This is a genomic window from Deltaproteobacteria bacterium (assembly GCA_009930495.1).
In the GTDB taxonomy this organism is placed as follows: Bacteria; Desulfobacterota; Desulfovibrionia; order Desulfovibrionales; family Desulfomicrobiaceae; genus Desulfomicrobium.
Map to the genome: position 1 here is coordinate 1 of RZYB01000006.1, position 18,563 is coordinate 18,563.

The window sequence follows — 18,563 nt, forward strand, 5'->3', positions numbered from 1 at the left end:
GGACTTCATCAAGGCCATGGGCAAGCAGAACGAGGAATTCATCATGATCCTCGATATCGCCAAGGTCTTTTCCGCCCAGGAACTGTCATTGATCCACGACCCCGAGATGGCCGAGCCCAATTGATTCAGGGCGCCGTCAAGGCGCCACCAGCCCAAGGATTCACGACCGCATGCCCCACGCCACCGACACGCCCTCCGACCCACGCCAGGCCCTGAACCGCTGCGCCGGCCTGCTCGACCCGCTCCTGCCGCGACTGGCCAGGGTCATCAAGGACCGGGAAGAGGATTTCCTTGGTCTGGGCGCCGGTATTTTCCAGATCAACGCGGCCATCGGACGCTTTTCCACCGAGGCCTCGGGCTTGGCCACGTCCGTTGGCGCGGGCGGAGTCGGGCGGGCACTGACCGAATTGGGCGCGGAGTCCGCCCAGGCCCGGGAGATCTTTTCCTCGGTGACCATGGATGGAAACCTGGAAGGCATGGACCAGGCCCTGGTGCTGATCAAGGAACTGGACCAGGCCATGGGTGAATTCCATCGTCTGGTCAAAACGCTCAAGGTTCTTGGAATCACAACCCGCATCGAAAGCGCGCGTCTGGGGTCCGCCGGTCAGGGATTCACCACCCTGGCCGACGACGTCGAAAGCCTGGCCGCCAAAATCGTGCACTACGCCGAAACCATCCGTGGCCATTCCCGCCTGCTCCTGACCCAGGTCGGCACGGCCCAGGCCCAGACCGTGACGCACATGCGCGGCCACGCCCAGACCGTGCGGACCATGTTCGACAACCTGTTCGCCAGCATCTCCGAGCTCGAAGCCATGCGCGGCCGGTCCGCGAACCTCGTGGACGAACTGGCCCAGGGCTCGCGCCTAGTGGCCGAAAGCATGGGGCAGATCATTGCCTCGATGCAGTTCCACGACATCACCCGCCAGCAGGTCGAGCACGTCGAGGAAATCCTGGCCCAGGCCGTGCGCGAAATCCAGGATCTGGACGAATCCACCGACCCGCGCGGGCTGGCCTCCTGGGTCCGCGACGTGCTCCGCCTCCAGGCCCCGCAACTGCGTCAGGCGCGGGACATGTTCCACAACGCCGTGACCGGGCTCATGGCCAGCATGTCCATCATCGGGCAAAAAATCGAAGCCCTGGAAGATCGGATCACGGCCCTGGCCTATGGCGCCGACGACCAGGGACAAAGCATTCTGGACACCATCCGGGCCAACATCGCCCAGGTCATCGAAGCCATGCGCCAGGCCGGCGACCAAGCCTCGAGCACGGGCGCCATCATGGCCGAGGTGGCCGGGACCGTGTCCCAGGTGGCGGCCTTCGTGGCCGACATCGAGGAAGTGGGCGCCGAAATCGAACTCATCGCCATCAACGCCAGCGTCAAGGCGGCCCACACCGGCGACCAGGGACGGGCCCTGGGTGTCCTGGCCGTGGCCATCCAGCGTCTGTCCGTCGATGCCCGTCAGCACACGGCCATCGTCACCGAAAAGCTGACCGCCATTTCCCGCGCCGCCTCCCGTTTGAACGATCTGGCCCAATCGGCCGATGTCGGGGATTTGGTCGCCGAGCTCAACGACAAATTTTCCGGCCTGCTCGATGCCCTGGCCGGGCTGGACTCGGACATGAAAAACGGCGTCCTGCGCCTGTCGGAAATGACCGGAAGCCTGACCACCCAGATCCGCGAGGCGACCGGTTCCATCCATGTGCATACCCTGGTTGGCGAGGAACTGGATGCCCTGGAGGCCGAAATCGCGGCCATGGGCGAGCACTTCACCGCCTTCAAGGACGAACTGGACGCGGCCAGCCAGCCCGAAAAGCTCAAGGAGCAATTAAGCCGCTACACCATGGACAGCGAGCGGCTGGTCCATCTGGCCGTGATCGGGCATGAATCCGGGACCGAAGACGCTGTCCAGGGCGACGACGTGGAACTCTTTGACGACGTGGAACTTTTCGACGACAACATTGAACTTTTCGACGGCGTGGAGCTTTTTGACGAAACCCCGCCGCCGACAGCGCCAACTCCGCCCGTAACCGAAACTCCCGCCCAGACCGCGGCGGTTGAAGTCGAGGAAGATCTGGGCGATAACGTGGAACTATTCTGACCTATTCGGAGATCCGCATGTTCACCTGCACCCATGGTGGCACCGAAGCCGCACCGATCATCACCCTGGCCAATGACCTGACCCTGGAACATTGCCGGGAAATCCACGCGGAGCTTAAGCGTGCTTTTCCCGCGCGGGAACTCCGTCTCGACCTTTCGGCCTCGGAGAAATCGGACGCGTCCTTTCTCCAGCTTCTCCATGCCCTGATCCGGCACGCCGGCGCCACCCAGACCCGGCTACTCCTCATCGCCCCCCTGCCCGACCATCTGGTGTCGCTGGCGGCGACGGTCGGGGCGTCCGGCCTGATCAAGGACATCTCCACCCATATCGAGGAACCCCAATGAGCAAGATAATCATGACCGTCGATGATTCCGCCAGCGTCCGCCAGATGGTCTGCCTGACCCTGAAGGACGCGGGCTACACGATCATCGAGGCCTGCGACGGCAAGGACGCCCTCGCCAAGCTGACCGGTCCCGTGGATATGATCGTGACCGACCTGAACATGCCCAACATGGACGGCATCGAGCTGATCCGTTCCGTCCGGGGCATGGCCCCGTACAAATTCGTGCCCATCATCATGCTGACCACCGAATCCCAGGCCAACAAAAAAGAGGAAGGCAAGGCCGCTGGCGCCACGGGCTGGATCGTCAAACCCTTCAAGCCGGAACAACTCCTGGCCGTGGCCAAGAAACTCCTGCGCTAACACCTCCAGCCCAAGGATCATCCATGTCCCGCGAAGAACAAAACCGACTGGCGTTCAAGGAAGAAGCCCTGGAGCTCCTGGGAGAACTGGAATCTTCCCTGCTGGAACTGGAAACCGATCCCCACGACGACGAGATCATCAACCGGGTCTTCCGGGCCATGCACACCATCAAGGGCTCCGGGGCCATGTTCGGTTTCGAGGACATCGCCACCTTCACCCACGAGGTGGAAACCGTGTTCGACCTGGTCCGCAACGGCCAAATGACCGTGTCCAAGGAACTGCTGGACCTGACCCTGCTGGCCCGGGACCACATCCTGGCCATGCTCGAAGGCCAGGACGAGCATCTGGGCGAGCAGGCCGAGCGGGTCATCACGGGCCTTAAAATCCTGTGCCCGCGTCTGGAGGAAACCGCGCCCGCGCGGTCTTCCGAAGACCGGGAACAACCTTCCGACACCGACGCGCCCTGCCCGAGCACATGGCGGGTACGCTTCATCCCGCCCGCCAATCTTTTCCTGACCGGGACCAATCCGGGCGCCCTGCTGGAAGAACTGTGCGAGCTGGGTCAGTACCACGTCATCATGCACACCGACAGCATTCCGTCCCTGGATGATCTGGACCCGGAACAATGCCACGTCTGGTGGGACGTGATCCTGACCACGGTCCATGGCGAGGACGCCATCCGCGACGTGTTCATCTTCGTGGAGGAGGACAGCGACCTGACCATCCAGGAAGTCGGCTCCTGCCAGACCATCGACGAGGAGTCCTACAAACTCATCGGCCAAATCCTGCTGGAAAAACAGGACGTTTCCAAGGACGATCTGGAGCGCATCCTCCTTGAACGCAAACCCATCGGCCAGCTTCTGTCCGAAGCCGGATTGGTCAGTCCGAGCCAGGTCGAGGCCGCCCTGGCCGAACAGCAGGCCGTGCGCCGCTTGCAAGCCCAGCCCCAGCAGGCCGAAACCCAGGCCTCCAGCATCCGGGTACCGGCGAACAAACTGGACTATCTGGTCGATCTGGTCGGGGAGCTGGTCACGGCCCAGGCCAGATTGACCCAATTCGCCGGCGAGCACGCCAACCCGCACCTGCAGGCCATTTCCGAGGAAATCGAACGTCTGTCCGACGAATTGCGCGACAGCACCCTGGGTATCCGCATGCTGCCCATCGGCACCACGTTCAGCCGTTTCAAACGTCTGGTGCGCGATTTGTCCCAGGAACTGGGCAAGCACATCGTGCTCGACACCCTTGGGGCGGAAACGGAGTTGGACAAAACCGTCATCGAACGCCTGAGCGATCCCCTGGTCCATTTGCTGCGCAACAGCATCGATCATGGAATAGAACTCCCGGACCTCCGCACGGCCAGAGGCAAGCACCCCGAGGGACGCATCGAGCTTTCGGCCGAGCATTCCGGTGGCGAGGTCCTGATCCGCATCACCGACGACGGCCAGGGCATCGACCCGGACCGCGTCCGGGCCAAGGCCGTGGAAAAAGGGCTGATCGCCGCCGACGCCATCATCCCGGACAAGGACGCCCTGCTGCTCATTTTCGCGCCGGGCTTTTCCACCGCCGAAAAGGTCACCAATGTCTCGGGCCGGGGCGTGGGCATGGACGTGGTCAAGCGCAATATCGACGCCCTGCGCGGCCGGGTCGGCATCGAAAGCGAGGTCGGACGCGGCACCACGGTCACGGTGCGCATCCCGCTGACCCTGGCCATTATCGATGGTCTCCAGGTCCAGGCCGGCGACAGCTATTTCGTCATGCCGCTCTCGGCCGTGGAAGAATGCGTCGAACTGATCCGCGCCAACGACGAGGACCGCAAGGCCTTCATCAACCTGCGTGGCCAGGTCGTGCCCTACATCAGCCTGCGCCAACGCTTCGATATTCCGGGAGAAGCACCGGGCATCGAGCAGGTCGTGGTCACCAACACCCAGGGCCAGCGCGTCGGCATCGTCGTGGACCACGTCATCGGCGAGCACCAGACCGTGATCAAAAGCCTGGGCAAGGTCTACCAGGACGTGCGCGGCATTTCCGGGGCGACCATCAAGGGCGACGGCAGCATGGCCCTGATCCTCGACATCCCGAGCCTCATCGCCTGATCCGGCCATGACCACGCCCAACGCGGACGCCCCGCTCATGACCGACCGCGAGCTGAAGCAGTTCAGCGAGTTCATCTACACCGAACTGGGCATCAAGATCACCCAGACCAAGAAAACCATGCTTCAGGCCCGCCTCCAGCGCCGGCTGCGCACCCTGAACATGCGCAGCTACGGGCAGTATCTGGAATACCTGCAGACCCTCAAGGGGCTGGAAGTGGAACTGCCCCGGATGGTCGACGCCGTGACCACCAACACGACCAGCTTTTTCCGCGAGCCCAAGCATTTTGAATTTCTGACCACCACGATTCTGCCCGAATGGACCAAGCGCAATCCGGACCGCGCCTTTTCCATCTGGAACGCGGGCTGCTCCTCGGGCGAGGAGCCCTACACCACGGCCATGGTCCTTCTGGACTACGGCGAACGGGTTGGGCCGTTGCGTTTTTCCATCCTGGCCACGGACATCTCCACGGACATCCTGCACAAGGCGGCCCGGGCCGTGTACGAGGAAGAAAAAATCGGAACCATTCCCCTGGATTTCAGACTCAAATACCTGTTGCGCAGCAAGGACCGAAACAAAAGACTGGTCCGCGTGGCCCCCGAAGTCCGGAACACGGTCGGCTTCAGGCGGTTGAACTTCATGGACGATTTTCAGTTCCGGGAGTGCATGGACCTTATTTTTTGCCGAAACGTCATGATTTACTTCGATAAAAAAACACAACACGAACTGGTCCAAAAATTCTGCGATCATTTGAAACCAGGAGGGCACCTCTTCATTGGCCATTCCGAAAGCCTGTCCGGCACGGGGCTACCCCTCAGGCAACTGGCCCCGGCCACGTACCAACGTCTGTAACAAAGGAGCCGTCATGATCCGCGTCATTCTGATCTGCCTGTTGCTGTCCACTCCGGCCTGGGCCGGACCGTGGGTCGCCCTGAACCCGGTTGAACTGGTCTCCCCGGGCGGCACGGCCAGCATCGAACTCGGTGAAACATTCGGCAAGATCGACAACATCCGCTTCCAGCTCGACGGCGCGACCGTGGAATTCCTCGGGGTCACCGCGATTTCGAGCCAAGGAACCGCCATCGCCCTCAAAACGCCGGGCATCCTGAAAAGCGGCGAGGGTTCGGGACTCATCAACATTCCGGGCCAGGCCCTGCAGGTGGAAAGCCTCAAGCTCGGATACCGCGTCGTTTCGGGCCGCGCGGGCATCGTTTCCATACGGGTCAAGACGGACTGATGGCCGGCGACACGTCGACGACACACCTTTACATCCCGCCAGGCACCCTTCAGAATGCATTCTTTTTCCAAGGATGCTCATGAAACATTTCGACCTCATCGTCATCGGCGGCGGTCCCGCCGGTCTTCTGGCCGCGGCCACGGCCGCCGGGCGCGGCGCGTCCACCCTGCTTTTGGAACGCATGGACCGACCAGGGCGCAAGCTGCGCATCTGCGGCAAGGGCCGGGGCAACATCGGCAACACCGCGCCCCTGGAAGAATTTCTAAGCCATTTCGGCAAGAACTTCCGTTTCCTGCGTCCGGCCTGTGGCCACTTCTTCACCCAGGACAGCATCGACCTTTTGACCCATCTGGGCGTGCCGACCAAAATCGAACGCGGCGGTCGCATTTTCCCGGAAAGCGACAGCGCCCAGGATCTGGTGGACGCCTATGTCCGCCACGCCAGGACCCAGGGCGCGACCATCCAGACCGGGGCCCGCATCCGCGACATCCGCCGCGTCGAGGCGGAATTCGAGGTCCGCGCCGGCGCCCAGGGCTTCCGCGCCGCGCGGGTTGTCCTGGCTACTGGTGGCGCCTCCTACCCAGCCACGGGCTCCACCGGCGACGGGTACGAACTGGCCAAAAGTCTGGGGCACGCCATCGTTCCCATCGCTCCGGCCCTTGTTCCCCTGGTCACGGCCGGGGACACGGCCGCCCGGCTCCAGGGCTTGTCCCTCAAAAATGTCCGGGCCGAATTGCGCCTGGACGGCAAAAAAGCGGCCGAGGGAATGGGGGAGATGCTCTTCACGCATTTCGGCCTGTCCGGGCCCATCATCCTGACCTTGAGCAAGGCCGCCGTGCGGGGCCTGAACGCCGGCCAAGGCGTGGCCATGGTCCTGGACCTGAAACCCGCCCTGGACCCGGCCAAACTCGACGCCCGTCTGCTGCGGGATCTGAACGAACACGGCAAGATGCACGTCGAAAACCTGCTGCGCGGACTGATGCCACCCAAGCTCATCCCGGTGTGCCTGGATCAGACCGGTCTTGTTCCGGACAAGGCCGCGCACCAGATTTCGGCGGCCGAACGCAAGACGCTGCGGCAATGGCTCAAGGCGCTGACCCTGCCTGTCATCGGACATCGGCCGCTGCGCGAGGCCATTGTCACCGCTGGCGGCGTGCCCCTGGCCGAGGTCAACCCCAAAACCATGGAATCCCGCATCCAGCCCGGACTCTTTCTGGCCGGCGAAGTCCTGGACATGGACGCCGACACGGGCGGATTCAATCTCCAGGCGGCGTTGTCCACCGGGTACCTGGCCGGACTTTCCGCCGCGCGTCGGGCCTGACCTTGCGCGCCCGGACACCATGGGCTAGGAAAAAAGAAAATTCGTATCCGGCAAGGAGGATTTCATGACCGAACACGCGCTTCCCGCCCCCGGCGAACCGGCCCCGGGATTCTGTCTCCGTGGCACCTCGGAGGCGGACCTCCGTCTGGAAGATTTTCGGGGCCAATGGGTGGTGCTGTACTTCTATCCCAAGGACAACACCCCCGGCTGCACCACCGAAGCCCGGGAATTCTCGGCCCTGATGCCGGAATTCTCGGCCCTGGGCTGCGTCATCCTGGGCGTGAGCCCGGATTCCATGAAGACCCACCACAACTTCATCGCCAAACAAGACCTGCGTATCGAACTGCTGAGCGACCCCGATCACGCGATACTGGAACAATTCGGCGCCTGGCGGCTCAAAAAAAATTACGGCAAGGAATACATGGGCGTGGTCCGATCCACCGTGCTCATCGATCCCCAAGGCATTGTCCGTCACGTCTGGCCCAAGGTGAAGGCGGCCGGCCACGCGGCCGAGGTTCTGAACACCCTGCGGCAACTGCGCTAAAAAGCACCATGAACCACGATCAACACCAGGTTCTCGGCGCCCTGCTGGACGAGGTGGCCGCATGCGCGCGCAAAAAGGACTCGGTCCGCTGTCGGCGGCTTTTGGACAGCGTCCGCGCCTGGGGGCATGACGTTTTAGCGTCCGCCCCCGGCGCGCCGCGCACGGAACTGGAAGAACTGCGTCAAAAACTGCACGCCTCCAAAACCGCCTTCGAAACCACGGTCGGCGCCTACAAGGATCTTTTGGAGACCTTCGAAATTTTCCGTTCCAGCATCGATATCATCCAACAAGCCAAGCGATTGGACGAATTGCCCCAGGCCATCGAGCACGTCCGCCAACTGCGGGGCATGCATGCCCTGCACATGGTTCTGGATCAGAATTTTTTCGGCCCGGACAGACCCGACTGCTTTGGCTGGGCGCCCTCCCACCAGTTGCGCGAGCACATGATCCAATTCACCCCGGCTCTCCACTGGCCCATGCTCTACCTTGGAGACATCAACGGCGTCGAGAATCCTGCCTTTTTCCTCGAATCCGGACAAATGCCCGACAACGGCTCCTGCGTCATTTTCGCGCTGCGCCATAAATACCAGTCCGGCGCGATCATCGGCTTTTTCGCGGCCTGCGATCCGTCCCCGGACCGATACGGACCGGACAAGGCCACGGATTTTCTCGGCCATTTCTGCGATATCCTGGCCAGCACCCTGGTCAACGCCCTGGAACACGCCCAGCTCGAGGAATTAAGCGTGCGTGACTCCCTGACCGGGGTCAACAACCGGGCCTACCTGGAACGCCACGCCCCGCGCATTCTGGAATTCGCCACGCGCCGGGATTTTCCCGTCCATCTGTGTTTCATCGACCTGAACGGGTTCAAGGCCGTCAACGACACCCTGGGGCACGACGCCGGAGACCAGATCCTGATCAGCGTGGCCCAAACCATCCAGGTCATGGTCCGCAATTACGACATCTTTGTCCGTCTCGGCGGCGATGAATTCGTGGTTCTCCTGCCCGACACCGACGAAGCCAAGGCTAAATCCTTCCGTGACCGCCTGGAAAATGCCCTGGACCACATCGATGTCCAGACTGTTTGCGGCCACGACACGCCGCTGCGGGTCTCCGCGTCCGTGGGCGTGGCCCGCCATCAGGCCGGCCAAACCCTGGACGAACTGCTGCGCGAGGCCGACCGGCTCATGTACGCGGCCAAATCCTCCAAACCCCAACCACCCAGGACGCCATAACCACCATGCTCGACCTTGACATTCCCGGCTTCGGCCACCTGCGACTGGAACATCTCGTGCTCGATTTCAACGGAACCCTGGCCCTGGACGGACACGTCCAGCCCGGAGTCTTTTCCCGCTTGAGCCAACTCAAGGCATTCTTGTCCATTCACATCCTGACCGCGGACACCTTCGGCACAGTCAAAACCACGTTTGCCAGCACGCCTTTCACGATCCATATCCTGCCCCAAGGCAATGAGAACAACGCCAAGCGGGACTATGTCCGCGCCCTGGGCCCCAGCACCTGCGCCTGCCTGGGCAACGGCAACAACGACGCGGCCATGCTGTCCGAGGCGGCCCTGTCCATGGCCGTGCTGCAACCCGAAGGCACGGCCTGGAAAGCCCTGTCCTCGGCCATGCTCGCCGTGCCCGGCATCGAATCCGCCCTGGACCTGCTCCTGCATCCGGCCCGCCTCAAGGCCACGCTCCGGTTCTAAAGCTGTCGTCATTCTCCTTCCTGCCTTTTATGATTGATCTATTTCCCCCGAGACCGTAATAGTATCCTATCGCATATCCACCATCGGGAGGGCTCAATGTTCAATCTTCGGTCCATCAAGTTCACAACCAAACTTTTTATCGGCATTCTGACCATCCTCGTCCTTTCCATCTTCACCGTGAACACGGTCACCACCATCCAGGTCCGCTCCGATCTCTTCAAGCTCGGCCGCGAGGACTTGAAAAGCATCAGTGACTCGGTTTTCAATTCCCTGGTCGCCCAGCATTCCATCCTGCAGGAAAAACTAAGCGGCGACATGCTGATCCTGGAAAATGAACTCAGCGACCTGGGCGCGATCTCCCTCGACACCATGAACATGCGCTCCCAGACCATCACCAACCAGGTGACCAAGGCCCAGGAACAGGCCACCTTTCCGACGCTAAACGCCAATGGCGTCATCCTCAACGGCAACGACCAGATCGTGGACTCGCTCCAACGCATGGTCGGCGGCGTGGCCACCATTTTCCAAGTGGTGGACGGCAAGCTGCTGCGCATCACCACCAATGTCGTGGACGCGGTCGGAAAACGAGCCGTGGGCACGTACATCCCCTCCGACAGCCCGGTCTACAAAACCATCATGCGTGGCGACACATACACGGGACGCGCCTTTGTCGTGAACGATTGGTATTTGACCGCCTACAAACCCCTCAAGGATGTCACGGGGAAAATCATTGGCGCCATGTTCGTTGGACGCAGCATCCTGACGCCGCAGTTGCGGGAAATCCTGACCGCCACCAAGGCAGCCGGCGTTGGCGACTTTTTTGTCTACAACTCCGAAGGCACCCTGCTCGTCCACTCCAAGCTTGAAGGTCAAAATATCTTTGAACTGCCCGGAGTCGGTGAACTCTACCGGACTCACAAAGGCGGCTTCATCGACTATGAATGGGACGGCGACACCACAATCTCCCACACCCAGTACTTTGAACCCTGGGATTGGCATCTGGGCGTTGGCCTGAGCACCACCCAGATGTTGCGCGGCCTGGACCAAAAAATCATCCTCGAAAGCGTTCTCGTCGGCGGCATCGCCATCGTCCTCGGCATCGTGGTCTCGATCTTGCTGATCCGGGCCATTTCCCGCCCCCTGGCCCAGCTGGCGGCCCAAAGCCTAAAAATGGCCGAAGGCGACTACACCGTGAACTTCTCCTATCCCGCCAAGGACGCCATCGGCAACCTGGCCGAATCCATGACCACCATGGTCGAAAGGACCAAGGAAATGCTCGGCGAAATCACCGCCGCGACCCAGGCCCTGGCGGCCTCGTCCTCGGAGCTCTCGGCCATCTCCACCCAGATGACCGGCAATTCGACCCAGACCGCCCATCTGGCCGGCACCGTCAACAGCTCGGCCGAAGACGTCAGCGGCAACATGAACTCGGTGTCCGCGGCCATGGAAGAAGCCGCCATCAACATGAACACCGTGGCCACGGCGGCCGAGGAAATGTCGGCCACGATCCAGGAAATCGCCCAAAATTCCGAGCGGGCCAGAAACACCACCGCCAGCGCGGTGGACAAATCCAGAACCACGTCGGAACGCGTTCACGAGCTGGGCTCGGCGGCCAAGGAAATCAACGCGGTCACGACCACCATCACGGCCATCTCCTCCCAAACGAATCTCTTGGCCCTGAACGCGACCATCGAAGCGGCGCGGGCCGGGGAAGCCGGCCGGGGGTTTGCCGTTGTCGCCAACGAAATCAAGGAGCTGGCCCTGCAAACCGCCAAGGCCACCGAGGACATCCGGGAAAAAATCAACGGCATCCAGTCCGTGACCGGCCAGACCGTGCATGAAATCAGCGAAATCACGGACGTCATCAGCGAGGTCAACGACATCGTTGGCACCATCGCCGCCGCCGTGGAGGAACAATCCGTGACCACGCGGGACATCGCCGAAAACGTCGGCCAAGCGTCCATGGGCATCTCCGAAATCAATGGCAATGTGGCCACCAGTTCGTCCATGACCCGATCCATCAGCCAGGACATCGAAAAAGTCCGCCTCGCTTCCGAGGAGATGACCATGAGCAGCCAGACCGTGCAGCAAAGCGCCACGGAGCTGTCCACCCTGGCCGAGCGCCTGGCGGAGCTCGTGTCGCGCTTCAAAATCTGACCGCCCCCGGATTACGAAACGAGACTCGGAAATAAATTGAAAAAGTGTTTGACAAAGCAGGGGGCCGTCCATAAAAGCGACTTCTCGTTGTCGGGATGTAGCGCAGTCTGGTAGCGCACTTGAATGGGGTTCAAGGGGCCGGAGGTTCAAATCCTCTCATCCCGACCACAACGAAAGCCCACATAGCTCAGTCGGTAGAGTGCGTCCTTGGTAAGGACGAGGTCAGCAGTTCAATCCTGCTTGTGGGCTCCAGACAACAAAGCCGGTCCTAGGACCGGCTTTTTCATTTCCGCGCACCAGCGGCAAAACATCCAGGAAATCCAACCCAGGGCCCCGCCGAAGCTATTTGACGGCGCTGGCCTTGAATTCATCCCGCCGATTCTTGGCCCAGGCCTCTTCGTTGGACTCCGGCACGGCCGGGCGCTCCTCGCCATAACTGATCAAGCTCAACCGTGCCGGCGCGACGCCAAGCTGAACAAGATAGTCATGCGCGGCCTGCGCCCGCCGGGCACCGAGAGCCATGTTGTACTCGTTGGTCCCCCGCTCGTCGCAATGGCCCTCGATCAGGGCCTCCAACGCGGGAAATTCCTTCATCAGCGCGGCCTTTTCCGTCAAAACCTGCCGGGACTCGGGCGTCAGATCGCTTTTGTCGAAGGCAAAATAGATCCGTTCCGCGCCAATGGTGTCGATGGCCCGAAGCTGCGCTTCCGCTTGACGCCGCGCTTCAAGCTCCTCGGCCGACATACCGCCGCCGAAATCCTGACTGGTGGCCACGGGTGGCGAAACCGCCGGAGTCGAACTGACCTTTTTGGCGCAACCGCCAGCCATCGCAAGCCCAAGCACCAGCAAAATCAATCCCGAAATGCCTAACTTTTTCATGTCATCCTCCTTGTGATGAAGAAAAAGGCACCGTCGTCCCAACCATCTGGAACAGTTCCACTGATAATACATTTTCCCGATCCCGCCAGAAGAAATACGATAGTCTTTCCTCGGCCACGCGATTTTTTTTCGCGGCCAGTTCATCCACGCCCCCCTTGGACGACGGCGCGGACACCCAGATGTCTTCCTTTGCTTGCAAAGCCGCCCGAGTCTGGTACATAACCAGTCATGATCTTTGTCGCACCAAACATGCTTGCCAAGGAGACGCAGCCATGACCATGTTTTCCAAAATTCTTTGTCCGGTTGATTTTTCGGACGCAAGTCCGGCCATCGCCAAAACAGCGCTGGAATTCGCCCGGAAATTCGACGCCGAAGTACTCGTCGTCTATGTCGCGCCATCCATGATCCAATACGAAATATTCGACCTGCCCGCGGCTTCCCTGCCGCAATTGGTCGGGGATATCGTCAGCGGAGCGGAAAAAACCATGGCCGAATTCATTTCCACGCATTTCAGCGGTATCCACGCCAGCGGCAAGGTGGTCAGCGGCGACGCGGCCGAATCCATCGTCAACCTAGCCCAGTCCGAAAAGGCGGACATCATCATCATGGCCACCCACGGTCGCCAGGGCCTAAACAGGCTCCTCTTCGGCTCGGTGGCCGAAAAAGTGGTCAAGACCTCGCCCATTCCCGTCATGACCATCCGGCCCGTGTAGCCACCCGGCGCGGTCCGTCGCCAGCGGACCGCGCCCACGCATGACCGATGACATTCCCACGATTCCCCTTCCGAGTCCGATGTTCCTCGATGTGCGCGATCTTCGCATATGTCCTGACCATGACCGCCATCGTCTGGACCGTGCTCCATGGCGCCGAAGCGTCCGGGTATCACTGGCAATGGTACCGGGTGCCCCGTTTTTTGATCCGCCCCGACGGTTCGCCCGGCCCGCTGCTCCACGGCGCGGGGATCACGTTGCTGGTCTCGAGCCTTGGCTTCGTGGGGGCAGGAGTACTGGCGATGATCACGGCCCTGCTGCGCCTGTCGGACTCCATCGTGGGACGGGCCATGGCCCGTGTTTATCTGGAATCGATCCGGAACACCCCGCTGCTGGTGCAAATCTTTTTCATCTACTTCGTGGTCGCGCCGATCATCGACATCGACCGCCTGGCCGCGGCCGTTCTGGCCTTGTCCCTCTTCGAGGGGGCCTATGCCTCGGAAATCATCCGCGCCGGCATCCTGGCCGTGCCCAAGGGGCAATGGGAAGGAGCCTGGAGCCTGGGCATGAGCCCCGGAACAGTGTATGGTCGGATCATCCTGCCCCAGGCCCTGCGCCACGGCCTGCCGCCCCTGACCAGCCAGGGCGTGTCGCTCATCAAGGATTCGGCGCTGGTTTCAACCATCGCCATTTTCGATCTGACCATGCAAGGACAGGCCATCGTGGCTGAAACATTCCTGAGCTTTGAAATCTGGTTCACCGTGGCGGGCATGTACCTGGTGGCCACCTGGAGTCTCTCCGGATTGGCCAAGCGTCTGGAAACCGCGCGCCGAGCCTAACCACAACAATCTGGGAGGTATCATGTTCCGCTTTCTCCTCGCCCTGCTTCTGGTATCCATGGTCATGCCCGCGACGGCCATGGCGGAACCCGGACCAGGGATTCTGGACGGCATCCAACAACGCGGCGTGCTGCGCGTGGGCTTCGACACCTTTGTCCCCTGGGCCATGAAAGACAAAAATGGCGAATACATTGGTTTCGAGACCGATGTGGCCCGCCGCTTGGCCCAGGACATGGGCGTTCAGGTCGAATTCGTGCCCACCAAGTGGTCCGGCATCATCCCGGCGCTTTTGACCGGAAAATTCGACATCATCATTGGCGGCATGGGAATTCTCCCCAGCCGGAATCTGAAAGTGAACTTCTCCCGGCCCTACGAGTATTCTGGCATGTCCATGGTCGCCAGCCGCAAACTGGCGCCCGATATGAGCACGCTGGCCGACTTCGACAAGCCAGAAGTAACCCTGGCCGTGAAAACCGGCGCGACATCGGTGGCCGCGGCCAAAAAACACATGCCCCGCGCCACGCTGCGCATGTTCGACGACGAAGCCCAGGCCTTGCAGGAAGTTCTGAACGGCCGCGCCCACGCCATGGTGGCCTCGGCGCCCTTTCCCGAGCAACAGGCCATCCGGCATCGCGACGCCCTGTATCTGCCCTTGAACGGCGAAACCTTCACCAAGGAACCCATCGGCTTCGCCATTCGCAAGGGCGATGTCGATTTCCTCAACTTCCTGGATAATTGGATAGCCGTGACGGAATCCGAGGGATGGCTGGCCGAACGGCACGCCTATTGGTTCCGAACCATGGACTGGGAAACCAAGATCAAGTGAGATCCAAACCGGCATCCATGCCCATGGCCCGGACGGCCCGACCGGGACGACCGGGCCGTGGGCTGAACAGACTTGACCTGGTCTTGCTTTGCCTTGGCGGCGCGGTGGCCGGATATCTGATCATCCATGGCCGCGGGCCGGCCCAAGGCTGGAACTGGGAAATTCTAGGCCCGTACCTGCTCCGCGAAGACGGACGGCCAGGGCTGCTTCTTCAAGGACTCCTCACCACCATCCGCCTGACCTGTTGGTCGGCGGGATGCGCCCTGATTATCGGCATCGCGGCGGGCTTGGCGCGGACCAGCACCAATCCGTACCCCCGGCTCATGAGCGCGACCTTCGTTGAGCTCTGCCGCAACACGCCGCCGCTGGTCCTGATTTTTTTGTGTTACTATTTCCTGGCGGATCAACTCATCCCCGGCGCCGGGCTCCAAAATTTAGCCCGACATGCCCCGGCCTGGCTTCAAGCCTCGCTGGAGGCAATTCTGGGTCCCCTGGGGCAGATGGACGCCTTCCTAAGCGCCGCCCTGACATTGGGCCTGTACGAAGGCGCCTATGTCGCCGAAATCGTGCGCGGCGGCATCCTGGCCGTGCCCGCCGGCCAATGGGAAGCCGGCCGGGCCCTCGGCTTTCCAAAGTCCACGCTCCTCCGTCTCGTGATCCTGCCCCAGGCCGCGCGAAACACGGTCCCCCCCCTGGCCGGCCAGCTCATCTCGACCATCAAGGACTCGGCCATCGTTTCGGCGATCTCCATCCAGGAACTGACCTTCCAAGGAACGCAAATCATGGCCACCACCTACCACACCTTTGAAATCTGGTCCTGCGTGGCCCTGCTCTATTTTCTGCTGACCTTTTCCTGTTCCCTGGCCGCAACCCGCCTGGAACAGCGCCTGCGCCGGGCCTACACAATCTGAAGACGGCTCGCTAAAACCGGTACTCCATCCCCAACCAGAACTGCCGCCCCAATTCATAGCTGTCCTCGGAATCAGCCACGGGAATGCGCGCGTCGAACACATTGAGGACCTCAAGCCCCAGGGTCAGAATCTGTGAATCCGTGACCGGCGCGTCCCAGGTCAATTTCCAATCAAATGTATACACGGGTTCGCGGTTGACCCGCTCGTACACATCGTAGTCCTCGCCATCGACGGTGACGTCGTCGTCAGCACGGACGACGGCCCGATAACCGGCCCGGGCCCAGGTCACGTTGGAAAACGAAAAACCCAGGGGCAGCTTGGCCGTGTACACAAGGCTGGCCACCCAGGGGCGATTGAAGTTCGTGCGCGGCAAATCAATTTTGTCCACCAGATCTCCATCATACCAGACCTTTTCATCCAGGGCCTCGTCGTCCAGGGTGGAATCATAGCTTTCGTGCGAGGTGATGGTTTCCTGCACGGTCAGATTCAATTCCAAGGCATGCCGCCGCCATTCCTTGGACCACGTGCCGGTCAAACCCTGATACCGGGATGACCCGTTATTATTCAGAATATAGCGGAATTCGCCATCCGCGTCCTCGATCCGTTCGCGGGCGAACTCGTCCTCGTACCATCGGTTTATCCAGCGCACGGACAACCGGCCCCAATCGTTGGCGCCAAAAGCCAGACTCTGATCAAACCCCAAAACCGCCTCGTCGGAATAGGGCGTGTCCAGGGACGAAAACCGGTATTTGGACGTCGAGGCGTCGCTGGCCCGCCAATATCCGTCCTCGTCTCCACGTTCGGGATACACGGCGTTGCCGGCCCCGGGGCTCCGTTCCTCCCGCCGTAACTCCTTCCTGGCCTCGCGCAGTTTATAGGTCATCAGGCCTTGTCCGTGATAGCGATTCAGGCCGCCAATCAAAATCGTGCTTTTGTCGGCGAACAGATCGTATTCCGCGGCCAGACGGGGCGATAGATTCACGTTTTCCAAAAAATCATCATAGGACAGGCGCACGCCAGGGCGCAGCATGAGACGGTCGATGCCGATCTCGTCCTCGACATACACGGCCAGGATATTCATGTCCGCGCTCACGGAGTCCGCGTCATAGACGGAGCGCTTGGAAAAATACTGCTCCTTGTCGACACTGTCCGTCTGGGAACCCGTCGGGTCCCAAACCGAAGAGGACGCCTTGGGCGAATAATACACATACGCTGTTTCCGATCGCTCAAAAGTTCCCCTGACATGCTCCAAATCCAGCCCACCAGCCAGGGCATGGCGAAAGCCGGCCCATTCCATGGCCCGGAAACGGGCATCCAGACTCGTGGACAGTGTCCGCTGGGTCATTTCCAAATCGCCGTAACTGCCCTCGATGCTGTATTTGTCATCCACGTCGCCCCAACTTTTGCTCGCGGTGTTCAGCCAGCTTTTGAGCTCGTTGCCGGCATCGCGCGAGGACGTGAAGTCCTGGTAGCCAAGACGCAAATCCAGATCGCCAAACCCCAGCGTCCAATCGCGCCCGGCCTGCAGGCGCCACGAATCCCGAGTCAGTTCGACCTCGCTGTCCCGCTGCTGGTTCATGTAGTGCACGCTCCGATAGGGGGCGTACAAAAAATCGAAATGGAACCGCCCCCCGTCGGGAAGCAGCGCGCCATATTTGAGCAGGGTGTTCAGACCGAGTCGGCTTTCCTCGTCCGGACAGGCTTCACGCTCCAAGGGAATGGAGGAATGGCGCACGGACACGGCTCCCAACACGGCGGCAGTATCCGTCACGGGGACGTTGATCATGAAGTCGCCGTTCTGGCGCACGAATTCGGGTTGAAGGCGTGGCGAAGTCGAGGAATCGAATTCCTCGTCATCGGAATGCAAGGAGGTCCAGGCCGACCTGGTGGTCCAGTATTTCGCCGTGCCCCAGAGAAAGGAATCCGGGAACCGGAGAGTGCCCTGCATCACCCCGCCGGTGAAGCCGCCCAGGCGGGCCGGAATATTCGAGCTGTACACGGCCGCTTCGGCCAACAATTCCGGAGAAAGATAAAAAAGCTGTGGATGATCGGACAATCTGGTTGTATCGGTGGGCGAAGCTTCCGAATCCGGATCCAGAAGCGACGTGGCGGACATGCCGTCTATCAAAAAAACATTTTCATAGGTCCTGCCTCCGGATATGGACATGCGGGCGGGCGCGATTTCTCCACCTTGGTCACTGCTCCGGTACACATCGCTGAACTGAACACCCGGCGCGGTCCGCACGGCTTCGTTGGCATCGCCTTGCAAGCCGGGGCGGTGCTCCAAGGCCTGGCGATCGATGACGGTCCGCCCTTCCGAGGGCGGCGGGCTTGAGTCCGTGACCACGACCGGATGCAGCGCGAACACGCCGGTGGAATTATCGGCCAGGACGCGGCCCGCGCCAGACACCACAAGCAGGCACTGGGCCCACACCAGGCAAGTCCTCCACGTCATACCGAACCCTCCATGATTCAAATATGTTGCATCATAATCAAAAAACCAAGAAATAAATTCCAAATCTCCATCCAGGTCTT

General features: G+C 61.2%; 19 protein-coding genes and 2 tRNA genes. 18 read left to right on the forward strand and 3 right to left on the reverse strand.

Annotated features, from left to right (window positions below; all coding sequences use genetic code 11):
• The 14 genes from EOL86_01420 to EOL86_01485 form a co-directional block, all read left to right on the forward strand.
• Positions 1–124, forward strand: a 124-nt coding sequence (locus tag EOL86_01420; GenBank protein NCD24242.1) for a chemotaxis protein CheW, incomplete at its 5' end; no start/stop codon positions are given.
• Between the two features lie 46 nt (positions 125–170).
• Positions 171–2,099 carry a methyl-accepting chemotaxis protein gene (locus EOL86_01425; protein ID NCD24243.1) on the forward strand — a complete coding sequence of 643 codons (1,929 nt, stop codon included), beginning with the start codon at positions 171–173 and terminating at the stop codon, positions 2,097–2,099.
• A 17-nt stretch (positions 2,100–2,116) separates the two neighbouring features.
• Complete coding sequence (locus tag EOL86_01430; GenBank protein NCD24244.1) at positions 2,117–2,443, forward strand: STAS domain-containing protein; 327 nt, start codon at positions 2,117–2,119, stop codon at positions 2,441–2,443.
• Entirely contained in the window at positions 2,440–2,802 is a 363-nt protein-coding gene (locus EOL86_01435; protein ID NCD24245.1) for a response regulator, read from the forward strand. Before EOL86_01430 ends, EOL86_01435 begins: the two co-directional genes overlap by 4 nt.
• Positions 2,803–2,825: 23 nt before the next feature.
• Complete coding sequence (locus tag EOL86_01440; GenBank protein ID NCD24246.1) at positions 2,826–4,895, forward strand: chemotaxis protein CheA; 2,070 nt, start codon at positions 2,826–2,828, stop codon at positions 4,893–4,895.
• Positions 4,896–4,902: 7 nt separating this feature from the next.
• A complete protein-coding gene (locus EOL86_01445) occupies positions 4,903–5,745 on the forward strand; it encodes a chemotaxis protein CheR (GenBank protein NCD24247.1) in 843 nt (280 codons plus the stop codon).
• Positions 5,746–5,758: 13 nt separating this feature from the next.
• Positions 5,759–6,130: a hypothetical protein gene (locus EOL86_01450; protein NCD24248.1), complete on the forward strand. Its 372-nt coding sequence runs from the start codon at positions 5,759–5,761 to the stop codon at positions 6,128–6,130.
• 79 nt (positions 6,131–6,209) lie between these two features.
• Complete coding sequence (locus tag EOL86_01455; protein ID NCD24249.1) at positions 6,210–7,451, forward strand: NAD(P)/FAD-dependent oxidoreductase; 1,242 nt, start codon at positions 6,210–6,212, stop codon at positions 7,449–7,451.
• Positions 7,452–7,515: 64 nt separating this feature from the next.
• A complete protein-coding gene (locus EOL86_01460) occupies positions 7,516–7,995 on the forward strand; it encodes a peroxiredoxin (protein ID NCD24250.1) in 480 nt (159 codons plus the stop codon).
• A gap of 8 nt (positions 7,996–8,003) precedes the next feature.
• Positions 8,004–9,230 (forward strand): GGDEF domain-containing protein, encoded by a 1,227-nt coding sequence (locus tag EOL86_01465; protein ID NCD24251.1) that lies wholly within the window; start codon positions 8,004–8,006, stop codon positions 9,228–9,230.
• A 5-nt stretch (positions 9,231–9,235) separates the two neighbouring features.
• On the forward strand, positions 9,236–9,706 hold the full coding sequence (locus tag EOL86_01470; protein ID NCD24252.1) for an ATPase P: 471 nt from the start codon (positions 9,236–9,238) through the stop codon (positions 9,704–9,706).
• A 96-nt stretch (positions 9,707–9,802) separates the two neighbouring features.
• Entirely contained in the window at positions 9,803–11,863 is a 2,061-nt protein-coding gene (locus EOL86_01475; protein NCD24253.1) for a methyl-accepting chemotaxis protein, read from the forward strand.
• Positions 11,864–11,954: 91 nt separating this feature from the next.
• Positions 11,955–12,031: transfer RNA gene (locus tag EOL86_01480), tRNA-Pro, on the forward strand.
• An 8-nt stretch (positions 12,032–12,039) separates the two neighbouring features.
• Positions 12,040–12,115: transfer RNA gene (locus EOL86_01485), tRNA-Thr, on the forward strand.
• Between the two features lie 90 nt (positions 12,116–12,205).
• Here the strand turns inward: EOL86_01485 and pal are convergent.
• Complete coding sequence (pal, locus tag EOL86_01490; GenBank protein NCD24254.1) at positions 12,206–12,742, reverse strand: peptidoglycan-associated lipoprotein Pal; 537 nt, start codon at positions 12,740–12,742, stop codon at positions 12,206–12,208.
• A 1-nt stretch (position 12,743) separates the two neighbouring features.
• Positions 12,744–12,962, reverse strand: coding sequence for a hypothetical protein (locus EOL86_01495; GenBank protein NCD24255.1), 219 nt, complete (start codon positions 12,960–12,962; stop codon positions 12,744–12,746).
• Between the two features lie 52 nt (positions 12,963–13,014).
• Here EOL86_01495 and EOL86_01500 point away from each other — a divergent pair, with 52 nt between their 5' ends.
• Genes EOL86_01500 through EOL86_01515 form a run of 4 tightly spaced genes read left to right on the forward strand, consistent with a single transcriptional unit; the run spans position 13,015 to position 16,028 of the window.
• Positions 13,015–13,455: a universal stress protein gene (locus tag EOL86_01500; GenBank protein ID NCD24256.1), complete on the forward strand. Its 441-nt coding sequence runs from the start codon at positions 13,015–13,017 to the stop codon at positions 13,453–13,455.
• 47 nt (positions 13,456–13,502) lie between these two features.
• The gene (locus tag EOL86_01505) at positions 13,503–14,291 is read left to right on the forward strand and encodes an amino acid ABC transporter permease (protein NCD24257.1); all 789 of its coding nucleotides are present in this window, start codon (positions 13,503–13,505) and stop codon (positions 14,289–14,291) included.
• A gap of 22 nt (positions 14,292–14,313) precedes the next feature.
• Positions 14,314–15,117, forward strand: a complete 804-nt coding sequence (locus EOL86_01510; GenBank protein NCD24258.1) for a transporter substrate-binding domain-containing protein — start codon at positions 14,314–14,316, stop codon at positions 15,115–15,117.
• Between the two features lie 23 nt (positions 15,118–15,140).
• Positions 15,141–16,028 carry an amino acid ABC transporter permease gene (locus tag EOL86_01515; protein ID NCD24259.1) on the forward strand — a complete coding sequence of 296 codons (888 nt, stop codon included), beginning with the start codon at positions 15,141–15,143 and terminating at the stop codon, positions 16,026–16,028.
• Positions 16,029–16,038: 10 nt separating this feature from the next.
• Here EOL86_01515 and EOL86_01520 read toward each other — a convergent pair whose 3' ends face one another.
• Positions 16,039–18,483 carry a hypothetical protein gene (locus tag EOL86_01520; GenBank protein NCD24260.1) on the reverse strand — a complete coding sequence of 815 codons (2,445 nt, stop codon included), beginning with the start codon at positions 18,481–18,483 and terminating at the stop codon, positions 16,039–16,041.
• Positions 18,484–18,563: the final 80 nt, after the last annotated feature.